The 25508-nt window shown below is 70.3% G+C and carries 14 protein-coding genes; 13 read left to right on the plus strand and 1 reads right to left on the minus strand.

What is annotated here, in order from left to right:
* Positions 1 to 18: 18 nt before the first annotated feature.
* The 3 genes from Pla163_RS01565 to Pla163_RS01575 all read left to right on the plus strand — a co-directional run bounded on the left by Pla163_RS01565 (position 19) and on the right by Pla163_RS01575 (position 3293).
* Positions 19 to 1167 carry an NAD-dependent epimerase/dehydratase family protein gene (locus Pla163_RS01565; RefSeq protein WP_145182545.1) on the plus strand — a complete coding sequence of 383 codons (1149 nt, stop codon included), beginning with the start codon at positions 19 to 21 and terminating at the stop codon, positions 1165 to 1167.
* A 120-nt stretch (positions 1168 to 1287) separates the two neighbouring features.
* Positions 1288 to 1572 (plus strand): DUF4212 domain-containing protein, encoded by a 285-nt coding sequence (locus Pla163_RS01570; RefSeq protein WP_145182548.1) that lies wholly within the window; start codon positions 1288 to 1290, stop codon positions 1570 to 1572.
* Entirely contained in the window at positions 1569 to 3293 is a 1725-nt protein-coding gene (locus tag Pla163_RS01575; protein WP_145182551.1) for a sodium:solute symporter family protein, read from the plus strand. Before Pla163_RS01570 ends, Pla163_RS01575 begins: the two co-directional genes overlap by 4 nt.
* 335 nt (positions 3294 to 3628) lie before the next feature.
* Here Pla163_RS01575 and Pla163_RS01580 read toward each other — a convergent pair whose 3' ends face one another.
* Complete coding sequence (locus tag Pla163_RS01580; protein ID WP_419186200.1) at positions 3629 to 5392, minus strand: SulP family inorganic anion transporter; 1764 nt, start codon at positions 5390 to 5392, stop codon at positions 3629 to 3631.
* Between the two features lie 1038 nt (positions 5393 to 6430).
* Here Pla163_RS01580 and Pla163_RS01585 point away from each other — a divergent pair.
* The 10 genes from Pla163_RS01585 (at position 6431) to Pla163_RS01630 (ending at position 25502) form a co-directional block, all read left to right on the plus strand.
* A complete protein-coding gene (locus tag Pla163_RS01585; protein WP_145182558.1) occupies positions 6431 to 7291 on the plus strand; it encodes an ion transporter in 861 nt (286 codons plus the stop codon).
* Between the two features lie 18 nt (positions 7292 to 7309).
* Positions 7310 to 8197, plus strand: coding sequence for a 3-keto-disaccharide hydrolase (locus Pla163_RS01590; RefSeq protein ID WP_145182561.1), 888 nt, complete (start codon positions 7310 to 7312; stop codon positions 8195 to 8197).
* A 14-nt stretch (positions 8198 to 8211) separates the two neighbouring features.
* Positions 8212 to 8838: a DUF502 domain-containing protein gene (locus Pla163_RS01595; protein WP_145182564.1), complete on the plus strand. Its 627-nt coding sequence runs from the start codon at positions 8212 to 8214 to the stop codon at positions 8836 to 8838.
* A gap of 93 nt (positions 8839 to 8931) precedes the next feature.
* Complete coding sequence (locus Pla163_RS01600; RefSeq protein ID WP_145182567.1) at positions 8932 to 11235, plus strand: hypothetical protein; 2304 nt, start codon at positions 8932 to 8934, stop codon at positions 11233 to 11235.
* Between the two features lie 126 nt (positions 11236 to 11361).
* Positions 11362 to 13620 (plus strand): hypothetical protein, encoded by a 2259-nt coding sequence (locus Pla163_RS01605; RefSeq protein WP_145182570.1) that lies wholly within the window; start codon positions 11362 to 11364, stop codon positions 13618 to 13620.
* A 57-nt stretch (positions 13621 to 13677) separates the two neighbouring features.
* The gene (locus Pla163_RS01610) at positions 13678 to 15951 is read left to right on the plus strand and encodes a hypothetical protein (RefSeq protein WP_145182573.1); all 2274 of its coding nucleotides are present in this window, start codon (positions 13678 to 13680) and stop codon (positions 15949 to 15951) included.
* Between the two features lie 33 nt (positions 15952 to 15984).
* Positions 15985 to 18231 carry a hypothetical protein gene (locus tag Pla163_RS01615; protein ID WP_145182576.1) on the plus strand — a complete coding sequence of 749 codons (2247 nt, stop codon included), beginning with the start codon at positions 15985 to 15987 and terminating at the stop codon, positions 18229 to 18231.
* A gap of 86 nt (positions 18232 to 18317) precedes the next feature.
* Positions 18318 to 20591 (plus strand): hypothetical protein, encoded by a 2274-nt coding sequence (locus Pla163_RS01620; protein WP_145182579.1) that lies wholly within the window; start codon positions 18318 to 18320, stop codon positions 20589 to 20591.
* Between the two features lie 9 nt (positions 20592 to 20600).
* Positions 20601 to 23066, plus strand: a complete 2466-nt coding sequence (locus Pla163_RS01625) for a hypothetical protein (protein WP_145182581.1) — start codon at positions 20601 to 20603, stop codon at positions 23064 to 23066.
* 189 nt (positions 23067 to 23255) lie between these two features.
* Complete coding sequence (locus Pla163_RS01630; RefSeq protein WP_145182584.1) at positions 23256 to 25502, plus strand: fibronectin type III domain-containing protein; 2247 nt, start codon at positions 23256 to 23258, stop codon at positions 25500 to 25502.
* The last annotated feature ends 6 nt before the right edge of the window (positions 25503 to 25508 follow it).

Below are 25508 nucleotides of genomic sequence, written 5' to 3' on the forward strand. Positions count from 1 at the left end.
ACCCGTCCCACCTCCTCCATGCAGCACGTTCCCGTCCACTCGTCGGGCGTCGGTCGGCGCCAGTTCGTCGCCGCCGCCGCTTCCGCCGCCACCTTCGCTTCGTTCGGTCTCGGTGGAGCGCCCGCCGCCCGCGCTCAGGAGGGTGGACGCGCCTCCAGCGGCGGCGGCACGAGGAAGAAGGTCCTCGTCCTCGGCGGCACCGGATTCCTCGGTCCGCACACGGTGCGTGCCTGCATCGCCAAGGGGTGGGAGGTGACGCTGTTCAACCGCGGGCGCACGAACACCGATCTGTTCCCCGACCTCGAGAAGCTCGAGGGAGATCGCGATCCCGACAAGGGCGACGGCTTGAAGGCGCTCGAAGGCGATCGGCGCTGGGACGTGGTCATCGACACCAGCTCCTACGTGCCGCGGATCGCGCGCGCTTCGGTCGACCTGCTGAAGGATCGGATCGGGCAGTACCTCTTGGTCTCGACCGTCTCGGTCTACGCGAGCATGGAGGAGCCGGACCAGGACGAATCGGCGGAGCTCGCGACGGTCGAGGACGAGACGTCCGAGAACGTCAACATGTACTACGGCGCGCTGAAGGCGCTCTGCGAGCAGGTGGCCGAGGAGCTGATGCCCGGTCGCGTGCACGTGGTGCGGCCCGGACTCATCGTGGGCCCGGGCGATCCGACGCACCGCTTCACCTACTGGCCCGTGCGCGTGCGCGACGGTGGGGAGGTCCTCGCGCCGGGCCAGCTCGACGACCCGGTGCAGTACATCGACGTGCGCGACCTGGCCGATTTCATGGTGCGCGCGTGCGACGAGGGTCTGATGGGCATCTACAACGCCGTCGGCCCTGAGTACGGACAGACGATCGCGGGACTCGTCTACGGCTGTCGCGCGGCCTGCAAGAGCGACGCGCGCTTCACCTGGGTGCCGATGGAGGGGTTGCAAGAGCTCGGCGTGCAGCCCTGGTCGGACATGCCCATGTGGACCGGCGGCATGGGCATCGACCGCATGGACGGATCGAAGGCCTGGAAGGCGGGGCTGACGTCGCGCCCGCTGGCCGAGACCGTCACGGCCACGCTCGAGTCCTGGGACGGGATGTCCGACGAGCAGCGGGCGCGCCGCTGGGGCATCACGCGCGAGCGCGAGGCCGAGGCACTCGCGAAGTGGGCGAAGTGATCGGTACGGCGTCAGGCACGAAAGTGCCACCTGCCGCGCCACGTCGCTGCGAATCGCAGCGACGTGGCGGCAGGTGGCACTTTCGTGCCTGACGCCGTACCGATCGGTAGGCTCGCGGGCATGTCCCTGGAACCCCGCCCCGACGCGACCGGCGCCCAACTCGCCGACTACTGGCGCGCGAACCTGCGCTGCGTCGCGCTGTTGCTCTCGATCTGGTTCGCCGTGTCCTTCGGGGGCGGCATCCTGTTCGTCGACGAGCTGAACGCCATTCGCCTGCCCGGCACCGGCTTCAAGCTCGGCTTCTGGTTCGCGCAGTCCGGCTCGATCTACGTCTTCGTGGCGTTGATCTTCGTCTACGCCTGGTGGATGAACCGCCTCGACCGGCGCTTCGGAGTGGACGAATGAACCCCGAGGCCTGGACCTACGTGTTCGTCAGCGCGACCTTCGCGCTGTACATCTTCATCGCCGTGCGCTCGCGCGCGGGCACGACGGGCGAGTTCTACGTGGCCGGTGGCGGAGTCCCGCCGCTCGCGAACGGACTGGCGACGGCGGCGGACTGGATGTCGGCGGCGTCGTTCATCTCGATGGCCGGGATCATCTCGTTCGCGGGCTACGACGGTTCGGTCTACCTGATGGGTTGGACCGGTGGCTACGTGCTGCTGGCGCTGTTGCTCGCGCCGTACCTGCGCAAGTTCGGCCGCTTCACCGTGCCCGACTTCATCGGCGACCGCTACTACAGCAGCACCGCGCGCGTGGTCGCCGTCGTCGCCGCCATCTTCATCTCGTTCACCTACGTCGGTGGGCAGATGCGCGGCGTGGGGATCGTCTTCAGCCGCTTCCTGGGCGTGGACGTGGAGACCGGCGTCCTGATCGGCATGGGCGTCGTGTTCGTGTACGCGGTGCTGGGCGGCATGAAGGGCATCACCTACACCCAGGTGGCGCAGTACTGCGTGCTGATCTTCGCGTTCATGGTGCCGGCGATCTTCATCTCGCTGCAGATCGCCGGAACGCCGATCCCGCAGCTCGGCTTCGGCGGCACCGAGGTCGGCACGAGCACCTTCCTGCTCGACAAGCTCGACGGACTGCACCGCGAGTTGGGCTTCCACCTCTACACGGAAGGGGCGAAGCCGACGATCGAGATCTTCGCCACGACCCTGGCGCTGATGGTCGGGACGGCGGGTCTGCCGCACGTCATCATCCGCTTCTACACGGTGCCGCGCGTGCGGGACGCGCGGATCTCGGCGGGCTGGGCGTTGTTGTTCATCGCGATCCTCTACACGACGGCGCCGGCCGTGGCCGTCTTCGCGCGCACGAACCTGATCCAGAGCGTGTCCGAGAAGAGCTACGCCGAGCGGCCCGAGTGGGTGCGCAGTTGGGAGACGGCGAAGCTGATCGAGTTCACCGACCACAACGGCGACGGGCGGATCCAGTACGTGGGGCCGAACGCGGTCGATGCCAGCGGCGCGCCGATCCAGAACGAGCTCGTGGTCGATCGCGACATCATGGTGCTCGCGAATCCCGAGATCGCGGGCCTGCCGCCCTGGGTGATCGGACTGGTGGCGGCGGGTGGGCTGGCGGCGGCGCTGTCGACCGCGGCCGGCCTGTTGCTCGTGATCTCCACGTCGATCAGCCACGACCTGCTCAAGCGCACGTTCCGCCCCGACATCACCGAGCACGGCGAGCTGTGGGCCGCGCGCATCGCGGCGGCGGTCGGCGTCTGCGTCGCGGGCTACCTGGGGATCGATCCGCCGGGCTTCGTCGGCGAGGTCGTGGCGTTCGCCTTTGGACTGGCGGCCGCGTCGTTCTTCCCCGCGATCGTGATGGGCATCTTCTCCCGGCGCATGAACCGCGAAGGCGCGATCAGCGGGCTCGTGGTCGGCCTCCTGTTCACGGCCAGCTACATCGTCTGGTTCAAGTTCGTGCACCCCGAGCTCGACTCGGCCGAACACCATCTGTTCGGCATCTCGCCCACGGGGATCGGCACGGTCGGGATGGCGCTCAATTTCGTCGTGGCCCTCGTGGTCGCGCGCTTCACCCCGCCGCCGCCCGCAGCGGTCCAGGAGCTCGTCACCTCGATCCGCACTCCGCGCGGCGCCGGCGAGGCCCACGAGATCGCGGTGGGGTGATCGGTACGGCGTCCGGTACGGCGTCAGGCACGCAAGTGCCACCTGCCGCGCCGAGACGCTGCGATTCGCAGCGTCGTCGGCGGCAGGTGGCACTTGCGTGCCTGACGCCGTACCGGACGCCGTACCGATCACCCCTCTTGAGAACGAATCTCAAGAAAAGGCGGGCGCGGGGCCCCGTGGCGACCTACCTTTCCCGCGCCATGGGCAAGAAGAAGGACAAGCGCACGGACCGCAAGGTCAAGTCGAAGTGCTGTGACAAGCCGCCGCACAAGCGGTGCAAGCGCTGTCCTCTGCGCTTGCGCGACTGAGCCGAGCCAGCGCTCCCAGCGGCGCCCTCAGGCCGGGTCGGCGGGCCCGCCCCGGTCGAGTTCCTCGAGCCGCGCACGGGCGGCGCGAACCCCGGCCTCGAGCGTCGGATGGTGTTCGAGCGTGCCCCCGTCGCCCACCAGCCCCGCGCGCTCGAGGTCGCGGTAGGGCCCCTTGCGCACCCCGCTGAGCAGCACCTTCGCGCCGTGCTTCACCAGGTGCGCGACCGCCGAGTTCAGGTTGACCAGCCCGGTGCTGTCCACGACGGGAACGTTCGTCAGGTCGAGCACGACCACGCGCGTCCTTCCGGGATCGAGGCGCACCAGCTGGCTCGTCGCCTTGTGCGCCGCCCCGAAGAACAGCGGCCCGGCGATCTCGAACACGACCAGGCCATCGGGGAGATCGCCCTCGAGCGACGAGTCCGTGCGCTCGAGCAGCCGACCCTCGCCGACCTCGATCATCCGCTGCATGAACAAGAGGCCGGCGAGTCCCACCCCGACGCCGACCGAGATCGTCAGGTCGAACACCACGGTCAGCACGAGGCACGTCAGCAGCACGAGCAGGTCGGGGCGCGGCGCCGTGCGGACCATGCGCAGCACGTGGGGCGCCTCGCTCATGTTCCAGGCCACCACCATCAGCAGCGCCGCCAGCGAGGCCATCGGCAACAGGCCCAGCGCCGGCGCCAGCAGCAGCATCGCGGCCAGCACGAACGCGGCGTGCGTCATGCTCGCGATGGGGGAGCGCGCCCCGCTGCGCGCGTTCGTGGCCGTGCGCGCGATCGCGCCCGTCGCCGCGATGCCGCCGAAGAAGGGTGCGACGATGTTGCTGGCGCCGATCGCGACCAGTTCGACGTTCGGGTCGTGCCGCCGGCCCGTCATGCCGTCGGACACCACCGCCGACAGGAGCGACTCGATCGCGGCCAGAACGGCGATGACGACGGCGCTCGGGAACAGGGTCCGGACCAGCTCGAGCGACGGCAGCGCGTCCGCTCCGCTCGTGGCCAGCCCGCCCGCGCCCGGCAGGTTCCAAGGCGCGAGCAGCGCGGGCAGCACCTGCGGGATGCCCGCCGGGTGTTGCGGCGTGCCGAACCGCGACGCGAGCGTGACGACGTCGGCCCCCGGCACGTAGCGGTTCGCGAGCCACGCGACGAGTGCTCCGATCGGTAGCGCCACCAGGGCGGCCGGCACGCGCGTCGGCACGTACTTCCATCCGAGCAGCACCGCGAGCGTGACGCCGGCGGTCAGCATGTCGTAAGGCCGCGCCGACCCGAGCGCGTGCAACGAAGCGAACAGCCTCTCCGGCGTACCGTCGATCGTTCCCGCCGTCGTCAGATCGAGCCCGAGCAACGGCTGGAGTTGCAGCACCATCAGCGAGATGCCGATGCCCGCCGTGAACCCGATCGTCACCGGGTAGGGCATGAACTGCACCAGGCGGCCGAGCCGGAACAGCCCCGCCGCGACCAGCAGGATGCCCGCCATCGCGCTCGCGAGTGCCAGTCCGCGGTGCCCGTGCTCGATCGCGATCGGCGCCAGGATCGCGACGAAGGCGGCGGTCGGTCCGCTGACCTGGACGCGCGAACCGCCGAGCAGGGCGCACAGACCGCCGGCCACGATCGCCGTCACGAGTCCGTACTGCGGCGCGACTCCGGACGCGATCGCCAGAGCCATGGACAGCGGCAGCGCGACGATGCCGACGATGCAGCCGGCCTCCAGATCGGAGCGCAGGTCGCGAGCGCCGTACCCTTCTCGGAAGGTCTCGCGCAGGGCGCTCGCGAGCCGCAGTCTCGGTTCCATCGGCCGCGAGGATAGGCGCGCCGCGCCACGCCCGTCGAGATCCAACTGCGCTGGGACGAGCGGCGGTCGAAACCGAGCGGATGCGCGTGGGCTCGAGCTCCGATCGCCGCGCAGCCCTTGGCCGCACGACCTCGAACCGACACAGGAGCCCAAGGGCGCCGTGGCTGGCCGTTTCCTCGTCGGCCTGCATTGCGGCCCGTCGGGTACGCGTTCGGCGCCCTCGTGTCGGAGCACGAGCGTTCGAGCACGACTCCCACCGCGGCGGTCGCTCGGATCCGAGCGATCGCGCAGGTCGGCAGGCCCAGCACCACCGTCGGCGCGCCGCCGCCAGACGTCGCGTCGGATCGTGCTCGCATCACCGTGGAGCGTCGGGAGAGTCGTCGGCTCGGGTGGCGACCCGTCGGGGACGCGTTCGGCGCCCTCGTGTCGGAGCACGAGCGTTCGAGCACGACTCCCACCGCGGCGGTCGCTCGGATCCGAGCGATCGCGCAGGTCGCCAGGCCCAGCACCACCGTCGGCGCGCCGCCGCCAGACGTCGCGTCGGATCGTGCTCGCATCACCGTGGAGCGTCGGGAGAGTCGTCGGCTCGGGTGGCGGCCCGGCGGGGACGCGTTCCGCGCCCTCGTGTCGGAGCACGAGCGTTCGAGCACGACTCTCACCGCGGCGGTCGCTCGGACTCGCGCGATCGCGCAGGTCGCCAGGCCCAGCACCACCGTCGGCGCGCCGCCGCCAGACGTCGCGTCGGATCGTGCTCGCATCACCGTGGAGCGTCGGGAGATGTCGTCGGCTCGGGTGGCAGCGCGAAGTGGCGGGTAGGACCATCGTCGGAGCCGTCGAGGTGCACCGCCGCTCGCGATCGCTGCCTTCGCTCGCACGTCGCCGCGTACGGCCCGAACCCGCGTGCGCCGTTCCGGCCCGTGCCGCGGAACCGTGCCATTCCGAACGGTGCCGCCGACCCCGTGCCGGTGGCGAACCTCACGGTGCGGTGCGACCGTCGCGCCGAAGGGTTCCGAGCCGTCGCCCGCCTAGACTGCGACCATGCCCGACGGAGGAACACCGAGCTTGAGCGGCTGGCGGGCTCGCGCGCACGAGATCATCTTCGAGGCCGACACGCCGCTCGGGAAGGCCTTCGACGTCGTCCTGATCGTCTCGATCGTCGCCAGCATCGTCGCGGTGATGCTCGAGAGCGTCGAGAGCGTCGGCGGCCCGAACGCGCCGTACCGTTCGACCTTGCAGGCCGCCGAGTGGGCGTTCACGCTGCTCTTCACGGTCGAGTACCTGCTGCGGCTCGCGTGCGTCGCCAAGCCGATGCGCTATGCCAGGAGCTTTTTCGGCATCGTCGACCTGCTCGCGATCCTGCCCACGTACATCAGCTTGATCCTGCCCGGGACCCAGGCGCTGCTCGTCATTCGCATCCTGCGGATCCTGCGCGTCTTCCGAGTGCTGAAGCTGGCGCACTACGTCCGCGAGTCCGACACGCTGATGCGCGCGCTGCTCGCCAGCCGCCGCAAGATCGCAGTCTTCGTCTTCGCCGTCCTGACGCTGGTGATCGTGTTCGGCGCGCTCATGTACCTCGTCGAGGGCAAGGCGAACGGTTTCGGGAGCATCCCCCAGGGCATGTACTGGGCGATCGTCACGCTCACGACCGTCGGCTACGGCGACATCGCGCCCCAGACCGACCTCGGGCGCTTCATCGCGTCGATCATCATGATCATGGGCTACGGGATCATCGCCGTGCCGACGGGCATCGTGACCGCCGAGATCGCACGCTCGAACGAGCCGGACCGCGCTCCCGGCAGTTCCGTGCCCCACGTCTCGACCAACGCCTGTCAGACCTGCGGCGTGTCCGGTCACCGTTACGACGCGGTGTTCTGCCGTCGGTGCGGCGCCCACCTGTGATCCGTGTACGCTGCCGCGATGCAGCAACACCGATCCGACGTCGGCCGCAGCGCGCGGCGCCTCGTCCAGACCTCACTCCTCTTGGCGGCGTCGATCCTCGCGAGCTGCGCCGGCACCGACCGGGGCGGCGACGCCTCGACACCGGCCACGGACGCGCGACCCGAAGCCGTGTCCAAGTGGATCCCGCTCTTCGACGGCGAGTCTCTGGCCGGCTGGACGCCCAAGATCGTCGGCCTCGCGGCGGGTGAGGATCCGCTCCGGACGTTCCGCGTCGAGGACGGCCTGTTGACCGTGTCCTACGACGGCTACGGCGACGGGACGTTCGACGGGCGTTTCGGCCACCTCTTCCACGAGCTCGAGCTGTCGCACTACGTCCTGCGCGCGGAGTACCGCTTCGTCGGCGAGCAGATGGCCGGAGCGCCCGGTTGGGCCTATCGCAACAGCGGGCTGATGATCCACGGCGAGCGGCCCGACCAGATGGGCCTCGACCAGGCGTTCCCGGTCTCGATCGAGGTGCAACTTCTGGGCGAGGCGCCGCTCGGCGAAGGGCGCGACGACGAACGCCCCAACGGCAACCTGTGCACGCCCGGCACGCACGTGGTGATGGGGGAAGAGCTGGTGACGCGCCACTGCACCGACGCCGATTCGCCGCGCACCTACCGCGGCGACGAATGGGTCACGATCGAGGTCGAGGTGCACGGCAACGGCGAGATCGTGCACCGCCTCGAAGGCCGGGACGTGCTGCGCTACTCGCACGCGCAGTACGACACGAACGACGCGGACGGGCGCCGTCTCGCCGAGGCCGCCGGTGACGTCCGGATCGACCGCGGCACGATCTCGATCCAGTCCGAGAGCTTTCCGATCCAGTTCCGCTCCATCGCGGTCCGCCCCCTCGAGCAGCGCTGAGCCCGCGACGAATCATGGGACCCAAGTGGATCGGCAAGACGTTCCTGCGCGGACTCGCGGCGGTGCTCCCCGTCGCGGTCACGCTGTACCTGCTCTGGTGGCTCGCGACGACGGCCGAGAAGTCGTTGGGAGCGGTCGCGCGCTGGCTACTGGGCGAAGGCATGTACGTGCCCGGGACCGGCGTGGTGCTGGGCTTCGCGCTGGTGCTCGGCATCGGTGTCGTCATGCGCGCGGTCGTCGTGCGCCAGATCTACGACTGGATCGGCGAACGCATCGAACGACTCCCGCTCGTGAAGTCGATCTACGGCCCGATGAAGGATTTGATGAGCTTCCTCGCGTCGACCGAGGACGAGCGCAAGTTGAACACCGCGGTGCGCATCGACTTTCGGCGCGGTGACGGCGAGGACGGCGAGCGCGTGTCGTTGGTCGGCTTCCTGACACGCGAGGACGCCGCGCCGGTCTCGCGCGAGGAGGGCGACGAGCGCGTGGTCGTGTACCTGCCGATGAGCTACCAACTGGGCGGCTACATGCTCGTCGTGCCGCGCGCCTGGGTGACCGAGTTGGACATGACGTCCGAGGACGTGCTGCGCATGACGCTGACGGCCGGGATGTCGATCTCGGAGCACGAGACCGCGGTTTGAACGAGACGTGGATCGGTACGGCGTCAGGCACGAAAGTGCCACGCGGCACGCCTTGCTAGAGTGCTCCGGCCCGCCCGCCCCGACCCAGGCACCATGAAGAACAGCCACGCCGCGCTCGCTGCCGGATTCGTGACCCTCTCGGTCGCGATCGCCTACTTCCTGCTCCGCACGCCCGACGAGCCGGCCGATCTGAGCCGCTTCGACGACGCGCCGGCTGTGCACGTCACCGAGGACGACGCCCCGCTCGGCGACGTGGACCTGGCGGACGGAGGGACGGCCACGGGGGCGCCAGAGCCTGCGATCGAGACCGAGCCCGCCGCTCCGACGCGCACGGCGATCGACGACGCGCTCGACGGGCGCACCTGGGCCGACCTCCTCTTCCCCGTGGACGACCGGACCGGTGCGCCGATCGAAGGCGGCCACGTGATCCACGTCGACGCGAAGGGCGTGCGCACGGTGCGACCGCTCGCGAGTGTCGTTCGCACCGGTGACCTCGACGCGCGCACCGCGGCTGCGCTCGACACCGACCACCACTGTCCGCGCGCGTTCTTCCCCGAGGAGCTCGCCGACGTCGACAGCGGACCGCTGCACGTTCGGATGTTCCCGTCCGCGCAGGTTCGTCTCGAGGTCATCGGTGACGCTCCGGATCCGCTCCCGAAGCTCACGTTCACGACCAACGGCTTCGAGAACTGGGACCGCGAACCCGACGAGGTCCGCGAGCTCGGGTTCGAACACGCGGACGAGCTCGATCCGCTCCTCGCCTTCGCTCCGACGCTCGCGCACGTTCTCTCGGAAGGCGTCGACGAACGGTCCCGCCGCCGACAGATCAAGTGGGCCGAGCGGACGGAGAGCGTCCATCCCATGTTCGACCTTCGCCGGGACCCGCTCGCGTTCGTCGCTTCCAACGCGGCGCTCGTGAATCCTCCGTCCCTGCCCAGGACGATCGACGACTTGCCCGATGGTTACTCCGTCTCGCTCTCCCTCGATTCCACGGCGAACGTCCTCCTCGTGGATGCCGACGGTGTCGAGCACCACTTCTGGATGGCCAAGGAGTACACCCTGGACGCCGAAGGGCCGATCGTCGTGTCGGTGCGCTTCCTCGGCGAAGCGACCGTGGTCGGGCGCGTTCCCGAGCGCGCGACGTCCGTGGAGGTCGACGTCGAGTTGGTCGACGACGATGACGGCGACGGCGAGTTCGAGTGGTGGGGCTGGAACGAGGCCGAGCTCGCAGACGACGGAGGCTTCCGCGTCGAAGGTCTGCGTCCCGGCCACCAGCGCCTCACCGCCACCTGGACCGACGAGCTCGGACTGCGTCAGCGCGCCGAGGCGAGTTTCGAGGTCGAGGCGGGCGAGACGCACGACGTCGGTCTCCTCGAACCGGCAGGTGGCGCTTTGATCTCGATCGTCCCGGTGCTCGTGGTGGATGGCGAGATCGACCCGTCGCGCCTGGGCGGACGCATCGATCCGACGAGTTGGAGCGTCTGGCTGTCGCCGGTCTCGGGGCTCGACGAGGTCGACTGGAGCGCGCTCGAGGAGTGGCAGCTGGAGGACGAGGCCTTCATGTCGACGTTCCTCGAGTCGATCGAGTCGCAGGCGGCGAGCGGAACCGACTTCTCGGCCTCCGCCGACGGTTTCGATCCGATCCACTTCGCGGGCGTTCCCCCCGGTCGGTACGACCTCGCACTCTGGGATCCGGAACTGCCCGAGGACGTCACCGAGAGCTACCGCTTCGCCGGCTGGGAGATCGAGTCCGTGATCGACGTCGGTGGCGACGCTCGGTACGAGGCGCGCCTCCTGATGGTACCGGCCACGCCGTGTCCCGTGAGCGTCGAGGTCCCCGCAGGTGGCGAGAACGTGATGCAGTCCGTTCGCGCGTTGGCTTGGAACGCGGTGACGGAGGAGGTCGTCGAGGTCGAGTTCGAGTCGTCGATGGAGTTCGGAACGAGCGCGAGTTGGACGGCCAGCGGCAGTGTGTCCCTCGGGCCGGGTACCTGGACGATCGTGGCCGTCGTCGATGCCGAGGACATGGAGCACTGGGACGAGCAGGGCGCGGACGGCACCGAAGTCGGCCAAGTCGAGCTGGTCAGGCACACAGGTCGGGGCGAGGTGGAGGTGTCCGGAGGGCTGGGTCGGTCCGTCACGATTCGAGCTGCACCTGCGGCGAGCGTGCGCGGCGGAGGGGAGGGCTTCGGCCTCGACGAGGGCAGCTGGTTCGGTTGGGTCGAGCTCGTCCCGGTCGGCGCACCGGCTTCGCTGTCGGGCATGTGGATCGGTTACGAGGAGGACGAGGACGGTCGCGTCACCGTCGAAGGCCTGTTGCCCGACACCGAGTACCGCGTCGCCGATACCGACAAAGTCGTCCGCACCGGCGCGGCGGGGTCGTTGACCGAGCTGTGATCCAGGGCGAGTCGAGCCGCATCCCGACGGACCGCGGTCGGTCGACCGGTACGGCGTCAGGCACCACGTCGCCGCTCGGAGCACCTTGCTAGAGTGCTCCGGTCCGCCCGCCCCGGACCACGCACCATGAAGAACCGCCACGCCGCGCTCGCTGCTGCGTTCGTCGTCCTCGTCGCGACGGTCGCCTACTTCGTGCTCCGCGCGCCCGACGAGGCCGCGGACCTGAGCCGCTTCGATGCCGCTCCCGACGTGCAGGCGGCCGGGGGCGATGACGCGCTCGGCGACGTCGATCTGGCGGGCACGGCGGTCGAGTCCGGCTCGACCGAAGCCGAGGCCATCGTCGCCGAGCCGGTCGAACCGACCCGCGTCGCGCTCGACGGCCGACTGGACGGGCGCCGGTGGTCGGACCTGCTGCTCGCCGTGGACGACACGACCGGCGAGCCGATCGATGGCGCCAACGTGATCCACGTCACGGGCGAGGGCGAGCGCACCGTGCGTGACCTCGCGAGCTTCGTCGAGGACGGCGACCTCGACGAGTTCACCTTGGCCGCGCTCGACACCGACCGGCACTGCCCGCGGGCGTTCTTCCCCGCGGATCTCCTCGACGTCACCGACGGTCCGCTCCGCGTGCGCATGCATCCGTCGGCCGTCGTGCGTGTGGAGTTCGTCGGCGAAGCGGCGGCATCGGTCGAGAGCTTCGCAGTCACCGTCGAGCGCACCGAAGCCGGTGTCCGCGCGGCGAGGGCCGATTCACTGACGCACGGACACTGCAACGACAGCGAGTGGCCCCAGGTCGTGGGCTTCGCACCCGTGCTCGCGGGAATCTTGGCCGGGAGCGACTCGGCTCTCGTTCGTGGCCGCCGCGTTCGCTGGGCGGTACGCACCTCGAGTGTCCACGGACTGTTCGAGCTCGCTCGGAGCCCCCTCGACGCCTGGACCTCCACACGAGCGTCTTTCGAAGCCTCCACGCTTCCGCAGTCGATCGCCGACCTTCCCGCAGGTTCGAGCGTCTCCCTCTACTCCCACTGCGCTGGAGGCGACGAGTTGAGCGACGCGGTTGGAAACGTGCTGCAGCCAGACCGTTCGATCGAGTACGCGCTGCCATTCGTGGAGCCGATCGTGCTCTCGCTCAGGGCCTTCGGTCGGGGGAAGGTGATCGGTCGGATTCCACAGGGGGTGTTCGACGTGTCGATCGAAGTGACTCCAGACACTTGGCGCCAGTGGCCATTCTTGGTGATCGACGACGACGGAGGCTTCGAATTGGACTCCATCGTCCCCGGACCGCGGCGGCTCGAGGCGAGTTGGATCGACGGGGCCGGCTTCCACCAGCGGGCGGTGCGAGAGTTCGTGCTGGAGGCGGGACAGATCCATGACGTCGGGCTGCTCACGCCCAACGATGGTTCGCTGATCACGTTCACACCCGTGGTCGTCGTGAATGGCGAAGTCGACCGTTCACGCCTCGGAGGTCGTGTCGAGCCGACCACGTGGGGTGTCTGGCTCTCGCCCATGGCTGCCATCGATGAGGTCGACTCGATACGGCTCGAAGACGAATCACTCGCGGACCCGCTGGACGAGGCCGCCGCTCGCGAGCGTGCGAGCATCCTCGGCTTCGGCGGTGCGGCGGGATCGTTCGAGCCGATCCAGGTTGCGGGCGTGCCCGTCGGCGGCCACACCCTCAGGGTCTGGGGCTTCGCTCTGCCCGACGACGTTGGCGCCGAGTTCCGTGCCCGTTGGGAGTATCCACAGCAGATCGTGGTCGGCGCCGACTCGGGGTTCGAACTGCGCCTCGTCCTCGAGCCCGCCACGCCGTTCGAAGTGACGGTCGTGGTGCCTCCCGAAGGTCCGAACACTTCCCAGTCGGTGAGCGCGATGGCGTGGAACTCCGCGACGGAAGAAGTCGTCGAGGTCGACTTTGGGCGAGTGGCCGTGGTCCATTCGAGCAGGGACTGGGCCACCACAGGCCATGTGTCCCTCGGCCAAGGATCTTGGGTGATCTTCGTGGCCGCGGACGCCAGGAGCGTCCGAATGGTCGACGACACGATCGAGCACGACATCGATCCATCGCAGCTGACTCACTACGCCGGGCGACTCGAGGTGGCGGTGACCACCGGTCAGCCGCAGTCCGTGACGGTTCCCCTCACGCCCGGTGCGAGTGTTCGCGGAGGAGTTGCAGAGTTCGGCGTGGACCCGGACGACGGGTTCAGTCGCATACAGCTCGTGCCCGTCGGTGCACCCAGAGAGCTCGGAACGTTGTGGGACGGCTCGCGTGCCGACGACGAGGGCCGCTTCACCGTCAACGGGCTCCTGCCCAACACCGAGTACAGCGTGGTCAACACCGACCGCCTCATCCGCACCGGCGCGGCGGGGTCGTTGACCGAGCTGTGAGCGACGGCGAGCTGAGCCGACCGCCGCGATCCCTGCCCCGACGCTAGGCTCTTCTCCGTGCCCGCTTCCTCGCCCGATCCCGTTCGCGTCCTGCTCGCCGGCTTCGGTGTGGTGTTCGCGCTCGGCCTCGCGCTCATCGCCTGGGCCGGGCGCGACACGAATCCGCCGATCCTCGTCGAGCCGGTCGTCGAGCAGCCATCGGACGACATCGTGCGCATCGACGCGGACGCGGACGACCGGGCTGGGACCGACGTGGCGACGCCCGCGGCCGACCTGGTCGCCGGCGCCGATCCACGCGCGGGTGGCGCCGCAGCCCGCACCACGGTCGGTGCGCTGCACACCTGGCGCGATGCGTTCCAGCCCTACGACGTGCGCACCGACCGCACGTTCGAGACGTTCCGCGTCCTGTGGTTCGCAGCGGACGGCGAACGGCGCGTCCACGCACCCGACGAAGCGCTCGCCGCCGACGCACTCGCGCCCGGTGCGCTGATCGCCGTCGTGGTCGAGGGCTTCGCGCCACGCGTCACCACGGGCGCCGCCGTCGCCCAGGCTTCCGAGGTCGATCGCCGGCTCCAGCTGCACCCGACGTCGACCGTGCGCATCGAGCTCGAGCCGGGGGCGCCCTGGGCGCCGGAGCTTGCACATGCCGTCGTCGCGTCCCGCCACGCTCGCCCGCTCGAGGGCCTGCGCGAGCCCACGCCCCGTGCCGAGCGCCTCGAGGACTTCGCGGACCATCTTCGCGAGCTGCTCGACGAATCGACCGACGCCATGCGATGCAGCACCTTGCTCGCGAACCTGCGCGAGTCGGCCTTCTTCGCACCGGTGACCTCGCTCACACCCGGTCGGCGCCCCGAGTGGGGAGAGGCGCCGTTCCTCGCGCCCTTCGGCATCGCTCGGCGACAGGGAGAGCTCGAGCTGCCGGCCCTGTTCGAGGACGTGGTGGTCGCCGGCCCGCTCGGCATCCGCGTCGTCGCGAACGGGCCGGTCGATCTGGTCCGCGATGTCGGGAGCGACGCGGTCGCCGAGCTCGGCAGGCACGTCCAACGCGGCTTCCACTGCGACGACGGCGACGACGTCACCGTGTACGTGCGCGCGGGCGCGGTCGGCGGCTACTTCGGCCGCCTGCCCTACGGCGCGACCGACGCGCAGTTCGACGCGAAGTACCGTGCGCGGCCCAAGCACTGGTGGCAGTCCGTTCGACCGCCGGTGCTGCGCGACGGAAGCGTCGTGGACGGTTCACCGATCGAGCTCGCGGCCGACGGTTCCTTCGAATGGCTGTCGACGCGGCCCGGGATGCACCGCTTGGTCGCGCGCTGGAGCGAGCCTGGCGGCGTCGTCGCCTTCTGCGACCTCGAGTTCGACGTGGCCGCGGGCGAGTTCGTGGACCTGGGCGTGCTCGCGCCGACGCCGAGCACCGTGGTGCGCACGCACATGCGCTTCGTGGATCGCGAGGGGGTCGAGCTCGAAGACCTCACCGCGCGCCTGTACGGCTTCGAACTCGACGGCCGCATCGACGGGGCGAACAGCGTCCTCGAGGTGTTCGCCGACGACCAACCGCTCGTGGACGTCGTGACGTTCACCGCCGACCGGACGACGGTCGAACTGCGCGGACTGCCGACCGAGGAGCTGGGCCTGCGGCCACTCGTGCTGCGACTCCCGCCGACCGTGGGCGAAGACTGGGCCGTCGCCACGTCGTTCGCCGCCACCCCGTTCACGCCGGTCGTCGGCGCGGTCGTCGACGTGGACGTGCCGATCGAGGTCGAGGCCCAGATCCACGTCCGCCTGCAGGTTCCGCTCGAGGGCGACCTGTTCGCTCCCGGCATCCACTACACGGGCGCGGCGTTGCGCCGAGCGACCGGCGACGACCGCTACTTCGCGTTCACCTGGAACGACGCCGGCTACTCCGAGGTCGAGTTCGATCTGCCTGCGGGCGAGTGGGAGATCCTCGTGGCCGCCGCGACGTCGCGCGCGCACCCCGTGCATCCGAGCGAAGTCTGGTACGCGAGCACGATGCTGCGACTCGAACCGGGTCCGCCCGTCGAGCGGATCCTGCGCGTCGCGCCCGGGGCGACGGTGGTCGCGACGGCCGCCGCACTGGGGGCGCGTGGCGCGGACCTCGGCATGGACGAGGAGGTCGCGAGCACCATGCACCACGAAGTGACGCCGGTCGACTTCCCTGGCTTCTCCGCGCTCGTCCGCCGCGTCCGCGCGAACGAGGACGGCGAGTTCGTCATCGAGCACCTCGCGCCCGGAACCGAGTACGAAGTGCGCACGAACGGACGCCGCTTCTGGTCCGGCCGCTCGGGTTCGATCCTGCGGTTCGACGGCTGAACAGCGAGGCCACGAGCACGCTCCAAACCCTCCATGTCGTCCACACGCACCTCGGGCCCCCTGCTGGTCGCCGTCGCTCTGCTCCTCGCGGGTGGCATCGGCTTCTTCCTTCTGTTCTTCGACGCAGGCGACGAAGTGGGCGGGCGCGCCAGGTCGGGAGCGGCCGACGGCGCAGCGCCCGACTCGACGACGTCGGAGCCGGTCGAGCTCGCCGACCGGTCGGACCTGGCGTCGCCCACGGCGCTCGACGAGTTCGGACGCGCGGACGCGGGTGGAGCGGCTCCGACCGGACGTGCGCGCGTGGATGCGAGTCGCTCGTGGCGCGACGTGATCCAACCCCATGGCGCGCGAACCGGCGCGGCGCTCGAGACCTTCGAAGTCGTGGTGATTCGCCCGGACGGTTCGCGCACGGAGTTCGACGCGGACGCCGTCCGTCCCGGCGCCGCGAGTCTCGCCGACGCGCTCGTCGCGATCGTGGGCGACGGCCACTGCCCGCGCTTCACCACCGGGCCGGAACTCGAACGCGCCACGGACTACGAGCGCCGGGCCAAGCTCGTGCCGCGCGCGACGCTGACGATCACGACCGACCGCACGTCGCCCTGGTTCCACGAGATCGACGCGCTGCAAGTGGTGCGCGGCGACCTCGCCACGAGGCTCTGGGCCCACGACGACACGCTGGACGGCCCGCAGGCCCGAGCCGACTTCATGGCCTTCGCGGCGGCGCTGCGGGCGACGCTCGACCCGAGCCTCTCGAACGCCGCGCGCGCCGAGCACTTCGCGTTCGGTCGCGACCACGCCGCCTTTTCGCGCGTGACGAGCCTCGCGCACGTCGAACCGCCTCTGGCCTTCTACGCGCCCTTCGCCGCCTACCGCTTCGCCGGGCCAGTCGCGTTGCCGCTGACGCTCGATCCGGTCGCCACCAACGGCACGCTCCAGATCGGCGTCCGCAGCGCAGGCGCCTTCCGACTCGACTCGGATCCCGAGCGCACGGACGCGAGACCCTTCGGAGCGGCGCAGCACCTGGAGCGCCCGTTCCGACTCGAGCCCGATCAAGAACTGACGACCGAGCTCGTCTTCGTCCCCCAGTCCAGCATCGTCGCGCGCTTCCCGACGGGCGCGACGGACAAGGGATGGTACCTCACCGTCCACTGGTCGTCCGACGGCGCGGCCTCGTCGCACAGCACCGGCAGCTACGTCGACGACGCGCAGGATCTGGTGGAAGCGCGCGGACTGCTCCCCGGCGAGTACGTCGTCTCCGCGTCGTGGCTGGACGTCGAGGGCGTCGAGTCGCACACGCTGATCGAGTTCGAGCTCGAAGCCGGCACGCAGCACGACCTCGGAACCTTCACGGCGGACCCGGCGTCGGTCGTGACGATCGTGCCGCGCTTCTACCACCTCGACCACGAGAACGTCGAACGGGCGGTCGATCCGCAGACGCTCGCGACCGTGACCGGCACGCTCGAGCTCACCGACCCCGACGAACCGTTCGGTGGGACGATGGCCCAGCGGCTGCTCCTGTCGGATCGCGAGCGGCGCTTCGTCGGCGAACCGATCGCGTTGCGCGGGCTCGCCGAAGGGTCGTGGGAGGCGCGCCTCGTCGACGTGGACCTGGGCGACGTGCCGTGGCTGCTGGCGTCGGAGCAGACCACGTTGGCGTTCACGATGCCGGGCCACGTCGAAGCCGAGTTGCCCGTGCGACTGACGGCGAAGTCGCCGCTCGAGGTGCGGCTGTACGTGCCCGACGACGTACTCACATCGGGGATCCGCTTCGCGGCCGACCTCCACCGCGGTGGCGGGCAGGGCGAGCGCGTCCCGGGCTTCCGCTGGGAGCCCGGCGGCGGAGCGGTGCAGCCCCACGCCGCGTCGTCCACCTCCGTCCCGCCCGGTTCGACCACCGTCGTCGCGCGCGCCTTCTTCCCGGCCGACCACCCGAGCGAACCGGCGAGCGTTTGGATCGCTACGACCGAGGTCCTCGCCACGCCGCCCGCGCCGCTCGCGGTCGACCTGGTGCTCGCGCCCTCGGCGACGGCGACGATCGCGGCCGACGTGTTGGCTTCGGAAGCATTCGCGGCCGTTCTCGGTCCCGCTCCGTACGGCTGCCCGATCGAATCCGTCGTCCGCGATCGGGCGACGGGCGGAACCGTCGCGCAGACCCTTCTGCCCGACGACGGTGGCGTCAGCTACCGCGGCCTGTTGCCCTCGACGGACTACCGCTTCGTCGGAACGGACGTGGTGTTCACGACCGGCGGCCCGGGTTCGACGGTGGCGGCGTTCGAGTGAGGTGGGTCCACTCCGACCGGGAGCGCGTGCCGGAGTGCCTGGCGGTAAGGTGTAGGCACGCCGTCGGCATCCGGTAGGGAGGGAGCATGATCCAGCGTGTCGTCGTCGTTCTCGGTGTGGTCGCTCTGGTCGCGGTGTTCGCGTTCCTGATCGCGCCCGGTCGGGACGCTGTCCCGGTGGCACTGCCCTCTGCCGCGACCGATGGACTCGAGCGCGACGAGCCCGACTCGACCGTCGAGTTGGCGCCCGGCGTTCCGATCGACGATCGAGGCGTGGCCTCCGCGGACGTCGTCGACGCCGAGCGACCGTCGGAACCATCCTCCCGCGTCGCGCTCGGAACCGATGAGACGCGGCGCCGCTGGAGCGATCTCGTTCGACCGATCGCGCTCGAAGAGGCCGGTGGTCTCGACGCCGTCGGGCTCGCCGAAGCCACCATCGAGATCCTCCTTCGCGACGGGACCGGCAGCTCGTTCGTCGTCGACGACTTCGTGGACGAGGAGCTCCTGCGTTCTGGCCGACTCGCCGTCCTGCGCGCTCCGAATCGGTGTCCGCGCATGCTTCGGGTCGAGGACCTGCGTGAGATCGAGGGCGCTGTGCAGCCGGTGTCGATGGCCCCAGGAGCACGACTCGAGCTGCGCCGCGAAGGCCCTTCGAATCTCGAGACCACGGTCGTGAAGTTCCACTTCGCTGCGCTGCGGAACGAGCGCAATCGCGAGCGGATGGTGAAGGTCGATCGGCGCACGCGTCAAGCGTTGGAGCTCATGCGCGCGGTCTTGGACGGGGCCGCGCCGGTCGGGGATCGCAAGGACGCGATCTTCCGCCTGCGGTCGGGGAGTCGCTACGAGGACTACGTGCGTCTCGACGGTCCGCCCGCCACCGACGCGTACCTGTCCATCGAGGTCGAGTTCACCGACGCGACCCCCGTTCCGATCGACGGCCTGCCGCTCGTCGCCGGAAAGTCGTACCGGGCCGAGATCGAAGCCGATGGCCTTGCCGAGCTCCGTGGCTCCGAGCTGGACGGCTCCTACGGCAGGTCGGCGGACGTCGCTCTCGTCAGTGCCGGCGAGACGGTCCGCCTGGGGATCGCGTTCGACGGCGCGGGCACGCTCGTCGGCGAGATCCCCGCCGACGTGGAAGGCGCGACGCTCGAACTCTGGCTACTCGATCCGTTGGAGGACGAGTTCGTGCGTTCGGGCGCGGACCGTGAACTCGCGCCCGGTCCGTTCACCATCGCAGGGCTCGCGCCCGGGTCCTGGGCCGTGCGCGCGACCTTGTACGGCGCGGCGAAGAGTCCCGACGGAGCGGACGGCGAGCCCCCGGCCGGCGAGTGTCGCGCCTACATCGAGCGGCGCTTCGAACTCGAACGCCGCGCGATCCACAACGTCGGCCTGCTCGAGCCCGTCGACGACGCCGCTCTGACGGTCGTGCCGCGGCTGCGGGTCGACGCGAAAGTTCCGCCCGGGCTGCGGACCCAACTCTTCGAGGGTCTCGGCTCCATCGGCGTGATCGTCGAGTCGGTCGACGATCTGGCGGCACCTGCGCGTGCGCTGCGCTTGGCGGTCGACGGGACGACGCTGCGACCGGCCACGCTGCGAGGGCTCGCGCCGGGTCACTACCGCGTCCACGTCGGGACGCGTCGCACGAAGGACGACTTCGTTCCGACCGTTGCCGAGGTCGGCCTGCACTGGGAGCGCCTCCACGAGGTTCACGTCCGACCCGACGAGCGGACCGAACTGGAGGTGGAGTTCGCGTTCCAGGTCCCCACGCGGGTCACGGTCAGTGCGCGCCTGCCCGACGGAACGATACGCCCGGATGTGGTGGCGTGGGCCTTCGACTCGACCACGAACGCCGTCATCGTCGCGAACGAGTGGCGGACCGCTCTCATCGGCACGCGTGGCAAGGGCGCGGCACTGACCGCCGTGAGCGAGCCCGAGTCCACGCAGCTCGTCCTGCCCGATGGCGAGTGGACGGTGTTGGTCCAGACATGGGAGGGCTTCGTCGACGACTTCATCGGCACGGCGACCTGGAGCTCGAACACGAAGGTCCTTCCGGGTCCGGACGGAACGTGGCCGTCCGCGGACGTCGTCGTGAACGTCGGGCCCTCTGCGGCGGCCACGCTCGGTCCGCGCGACGGGTGGTTCGCCGCTCCGCCCTGGCTCGAGAGCGGCCGTGCCGAACTCCATGGATCCATCGTTCCGATCGGTTGGCCGGCGGACATGGCGGAGGCCTTCACGCCGAGCACGGGTCGAAGTGCGACCCTCGCGCGCCGACTCCTGCCACGAACGCGCTATCGGCTGCTGGGCTCGGACGTCGAGTTCGAAACCGGCCCACCCGACAGCAGGGTCGACGTCGAGCGCTAGCCTTTCGCCATGGACTCGGATTCGCCCGCCCCCCGCCCGCTCGCGAGCGTCCTCTTGTTGGTGGGCTGTGTGGTGGCGGCGATCTGGCTCGGCGCGGACTGGATCGCGGACGGGCAGGACGACGCGAGCGATCTGGCGCGCGTCACCGAGGTCGGACAGGAGTCAGCAGCCAGCGTGGACCGCGGTGGGGGCGACACCGGGGCGTTGGCGGACGGTCGGGGCATGGGCGCCGCATCGAGCGCGCTCGTCGACGAGTTCTCGGACACGCGCACGATCGCCGGCATCGGCAGCGGACCGACGTGGCTCGACCTCGTGACGCCGCGCGACGGTGTGAGTGGCGCGTTGGTGTTGGATGCGCGGATCGCCCTGGTCACGCGCGGCGGTCGGATCGTGCGCGCCGGTGTCGACGACGGCTACGACGCGGTCGCGTTGGCCGACGCCGTGCTGCTGCGCGTCGAGTCGCCCGCGCACGAACCTCGGCACGTCGTGACGGACCCTTGGCTCGCGGCCAGCATCGCGGGCGGACCGCCGCGCGCGGTCGAGCTCACGCGTCGCGGGCGCGTGATGCTGCGCGTCGTCGACCACGAGGAGTCGGACGCGCTGTCGTTGATGCTCCAGATCGAACATGGCGAACGGCGCAGCGAGGCGGATGCAGGCGGCGACGAGTCGGTCCCAGCCGCCGCGCGCGCGACGCCGGAGCCGGCGAAGACCGAGTCTGCCCAGGCACGCGTCGACGCACTCGACCGCGCCACGCTCGCGGAGCACTTCGACCGACTCGACGCGCTGTGCGACACGTACGGAGCTCCCACCAACGTCGCCGGCGCGCTCGCGAACCTGCTCGAGGACGAGACGGCGCGCGCGCTGCTCGATCCCGCGGTCGACCGCATCGGCGGTGCGTTGCGCGGCACGTACCGGCGCTACCTGCGCGACGGTTCGGCTGGGCTCGACGGCCTGCCTGTGGGTGAGCCGCTCGAGCTCGACCTGGACGCGCAGCGCCTGTATCGCGCGCGCGTCGCCGGTTCACGGGAGTGGCGGGCGAGCACCGACTTCGCGTTCGAGATCCCCGCGAGCGGCGAGCTCACGATCGAGCTGGTGGCCGGGGACTGGGCGCGTCTCACCGGCGTCGTCGACACGAGTGGTTCCGCCGGTCGCGTCGAGGTCTACCGCTTCGACGAGGCGGAGGGCGACGCGGGCAGCGTTCCCGACCCGGTCGCTCCCGAGAGTCGAGGCGTGATCCCCGCGGACGGCACCTATGTCTGCGAGCGGTTGACGCCCGGTCGCAAGCGCGTCGTCGCCCGCTGGATCACGCGCGCGCCCGACGGCGTTCCCAGCCAGTGGATGGCTCTCGGCGACGTCGAGATCGTCGCGGGCGAGAACCGCCTGGACCTGCGGGTGACGCTCGCTCCGGATCGCGCGCGCGTGCGCTGTGTGCCGCGCTTCGTCGTGGATGGCGTCGAGGACCGCGGTGCGCTGGCCGTCGCCAATGGCGAAGTGAATTGGAGCGTCGCGTTGGTGCGGGACGGCAGCGCCGGGCGCTACTGGGGCGAGCGCGAGCAGAGCACAAGGTTGGGCGAACTCGTGTTCGAAGGCGTGCGCGCCGGCGTGCATCAAGTGGTCGTCGAGCAGGGCGAGCTGCGCGGCTGGCTGAACGAGTGCTTTCCCGACGCGGTCGTCGAGATCGAGTGTCCGCGCGAGATCGTCGTCGGGATGGCGGCACCGTCCGAGCCCGAGTGGAATGGCTCCAACGAATCGACGTTCGATCCCACGGCCACCGATCAGGCGCCACCGACCACGTGGACCTCGGACGGCACACCGGTGGAGTTCGAGTTCGTCGTGCGCGTCGATCGTGTGCGCAAGGTCGTGCTCGAGGTCGAACTGCCGGAGTCGAGCGGGCTCGCGGGGAGTGACCTTCCGCACGTCGCCGCGGTCGCGCGCGAACGCTCGACGGGTGCGGTCGTGCGGGGCGGAGTCGATTGGGACCAGGAGATCTGGGAGAGCTACGGTGTCGTCGAGCCGGCCGAGCTGCGCCGGATCGCGTCCACGGCCTACTTCGATCTCCGGCTCCCGGTAGGCGATTGGGAACTCGTCGCGCGGCTCGCGCCCCGGTGGACCGCGAAGTGGGGCGCCAACAGCACAGAGCGCGGTCCGCTCGACGATGCGTCGTACTTCGCGACGGCCTCGATCGCCGTGTTCGACGTGGACGCGCCGGAACCACTGTTCGTGCGGACCACAGCTTCGCGCGCTGCGACGATCGTCGTCGATGCGCAACTCGTGGGTAGGTTCGGATCCCTTCGCGCGTTGCGTCCCGCCATCTGGTCCGACGAGGCACGGGCGACCTGGGGCGCGGACGCGGAGACCACCGACGGGCGGCTCGTCTTCCACGGCTGTGTGCCCGGCGTCGAGTACACGCTGTTCGGCACCGAGCATTCGATCGTCGCCGGCCCGGCCGGGAGCGTGGTCGAATTGAGCCGATAGGGGTGTGATCCGACTTGGTCGTGGGGCCGATGGCCTTCAGGCCAAAATCACCTCTCTTCGGCGCGCTGTTGGGTTCGACCGCCCTCGAGACACAGAGCGAGGTCGAGTTGTCGGCACGTCTTTGCGGCGCATTCCGTTCGAGAGGTCGAGCGACCTCGAGTGAGCGAGTCACCCAGCTAAGCTGTCTGGATGAAGACGCGCCTGCTTGCCCTCGTCGCGGTGTTCATCGCCATTCTCGTCGCCTGGTCCCTGTGGCCCGATCGCAGTGCGCCCGCACTCGCCGGAGCGCCGGACGGGGCGAACCACCAAGTGTCCGACGACTCCGGTGAACTCGATCCGGTCGAGTTGCAGTCGGACCCGTCCGGTGCTGCGAGCGCGCCGACGAAGCTCGTCGACGCGGCATCGGATCGCGACGACGCACGCGAGTCCGTGGCGTCGCGCGGTCCGGTGGTCTGGTCCGACCTGCTCGCCGTTCGGACCGATGCGGGTGAACCGGTGGAGCAGCTCGAGCTGTGGATCGCACGCGGCGCGGGAGAGCGGCTGCGACGGACCGAGTTCGAAGCGGCCGTGGACGAGGCCGACCTCGCCGCCGGTTCGATCGGTGCGCTCGCCGCTCCCGGGTACTGCCCGCGGTTCTTCGCGCCCGCCGAACTGGCCGATCGGCGCGCTGCGGTGCCGACCGTCGAACCGCTTCGGACGACGCTCGTGCCCGCGGCCCTGGTGCGGATCGAGCTGGACGAAGCCAGTCCGCGCGCTCCGTCGAACACGACGGTTCGACTGTGGGTCGACGGCGCGGATGCCGAGACGGCGCTGCGGGCCGAACGGTTGCGGGCCGAGCTCGATCGCGCGCGCGGCAGCGGCAACGCCGGCTTCGGGCAGGCGACCTTCGAAGGCGTCGAGCTCGGCCCCGAGTTCGCTCTCGAGGCTCCTTTCGACCCGGCGATCCAGTGCGCGGTGCGGGTGCCGGTGTCGACGACCGGTATGGATCGCTTCGCTTCGGGCAGCGTGGGGACCGGGCTCCCCGTCACGGTCGAGGTCGCGCCCGCGGGACGGGCGGTCGTGGGGCAGCTCGCTCCGACGACGGCCAGGGGCGAACACCGCTTCGTCGCGGCACTCGACGCGACCGGCGCCATCGTCGAAGGTCGCACCGTGCCTCCTACGCTGCTCACCGCTGCGGAACCCGCCGTGGTTCGACTCACGACGGACGGCGCGGCGAGCATCTCGTGGTCCTATCCGGAAGGGTGCGAGTTCAGCGGCGTCGAGGTGTCGGTGTTCGACGGTGAAGACTGGAAACGGCAGCGCGTGGTACCGGACGTCAGCGCCGACGGCTGCACCGTCCAAGGGCTCGAGCCCGGCGCCACACGGTTGGTGGCGCGCTGGGCGAGCGCGAGCGGCGATCGCCTCGCCGTCCACCGTTCCGAGCACGAACTCACACCCGGTGAGCACCTGGATCTGGGCCTGCTCGAGTTCGACGACGAGAACCTCTTGCGCATCGAGTTCGACGTCCAGTTCGGCGACGGGGTAGCGGCCGAGCATCACGCGCCGTTGCGCGAGCAGATCCGCGTCATGGCCATTCTCGACGTGGCGCCCGGTACGGCCGATCCAGTCCGCGGCCACGGTTTCCAGCGCGAGGTCGGCGTCGCTTCCGGTATCGAGTACCGGGGCATCGCAGGGCTCCCGTCGATCCTGTTGGCGGATCGCGCGCGGATCGATGCGCCGCCCGGTGGGGAGGATCTGTCGACTCTGTACCGCGTCGCCAGTGCGCTGGAACTCCACGAGTTCACGCCGCAGGGCGAGACCGAGGTCGTCGTGCGACTCGCGGTGACGAGCATGTCCGCACTCATGGTCACGGTCGTTCCTCCCGCGGGCGTGCACGTCCAGGGCGGCGCCGCGGTCAGCTTCGACGACGACTCGTTCTCGTACCTCGAACCGATGGTCGACGGCGAGGTGATGAGCGAACCCGGCGAGCCTGGTGCAGTCGTCGAGCTGGTGGGCGCGCTCGGGCCGGGACGTTGGCGGCTCCTCGGGATCGGCGTCCAAGTCGATGAGAGCGAGGCGTCCGACGAAGGCGAGGAGGATTCGTTCCCGATCGCCAGTCGCATGTACATGGGTCAGCTCGAGGTGGACATGGACACGCGCGATCCAGCGGTTCCGGTCACGATCGAACTGGTCGAGATGACGCGCCTCGTCGTGCGCGTGGAGTCGGGCGATGCGGCGCTGTTCGACAGGCTCCGGGAGCAGAGCATGGCCGCCGACTTCGCACGCCCCGTCGACTGGGAAGGGCCCTACCAGTTCGTGGCCGGCGGCATGGTCGACGCGAAGGACACCACGCTCTGGGTGCAGGGCCTCCTTGCGAACACCGAGTACGAGCTGAACGCCGACGGCACGCGCTTCGTCACCGGAGCGCCGGGGTCGGTGCTCGAGCTGTCGCGCTAGGCTGGG

Origin of the sequence: Rohdeia mirabilis, from assembly GCA_007750655.1 — a bacterium.
Taxonomy (GTDB): Bacteria; Planctomycetota; UBA1135; order UBA1135.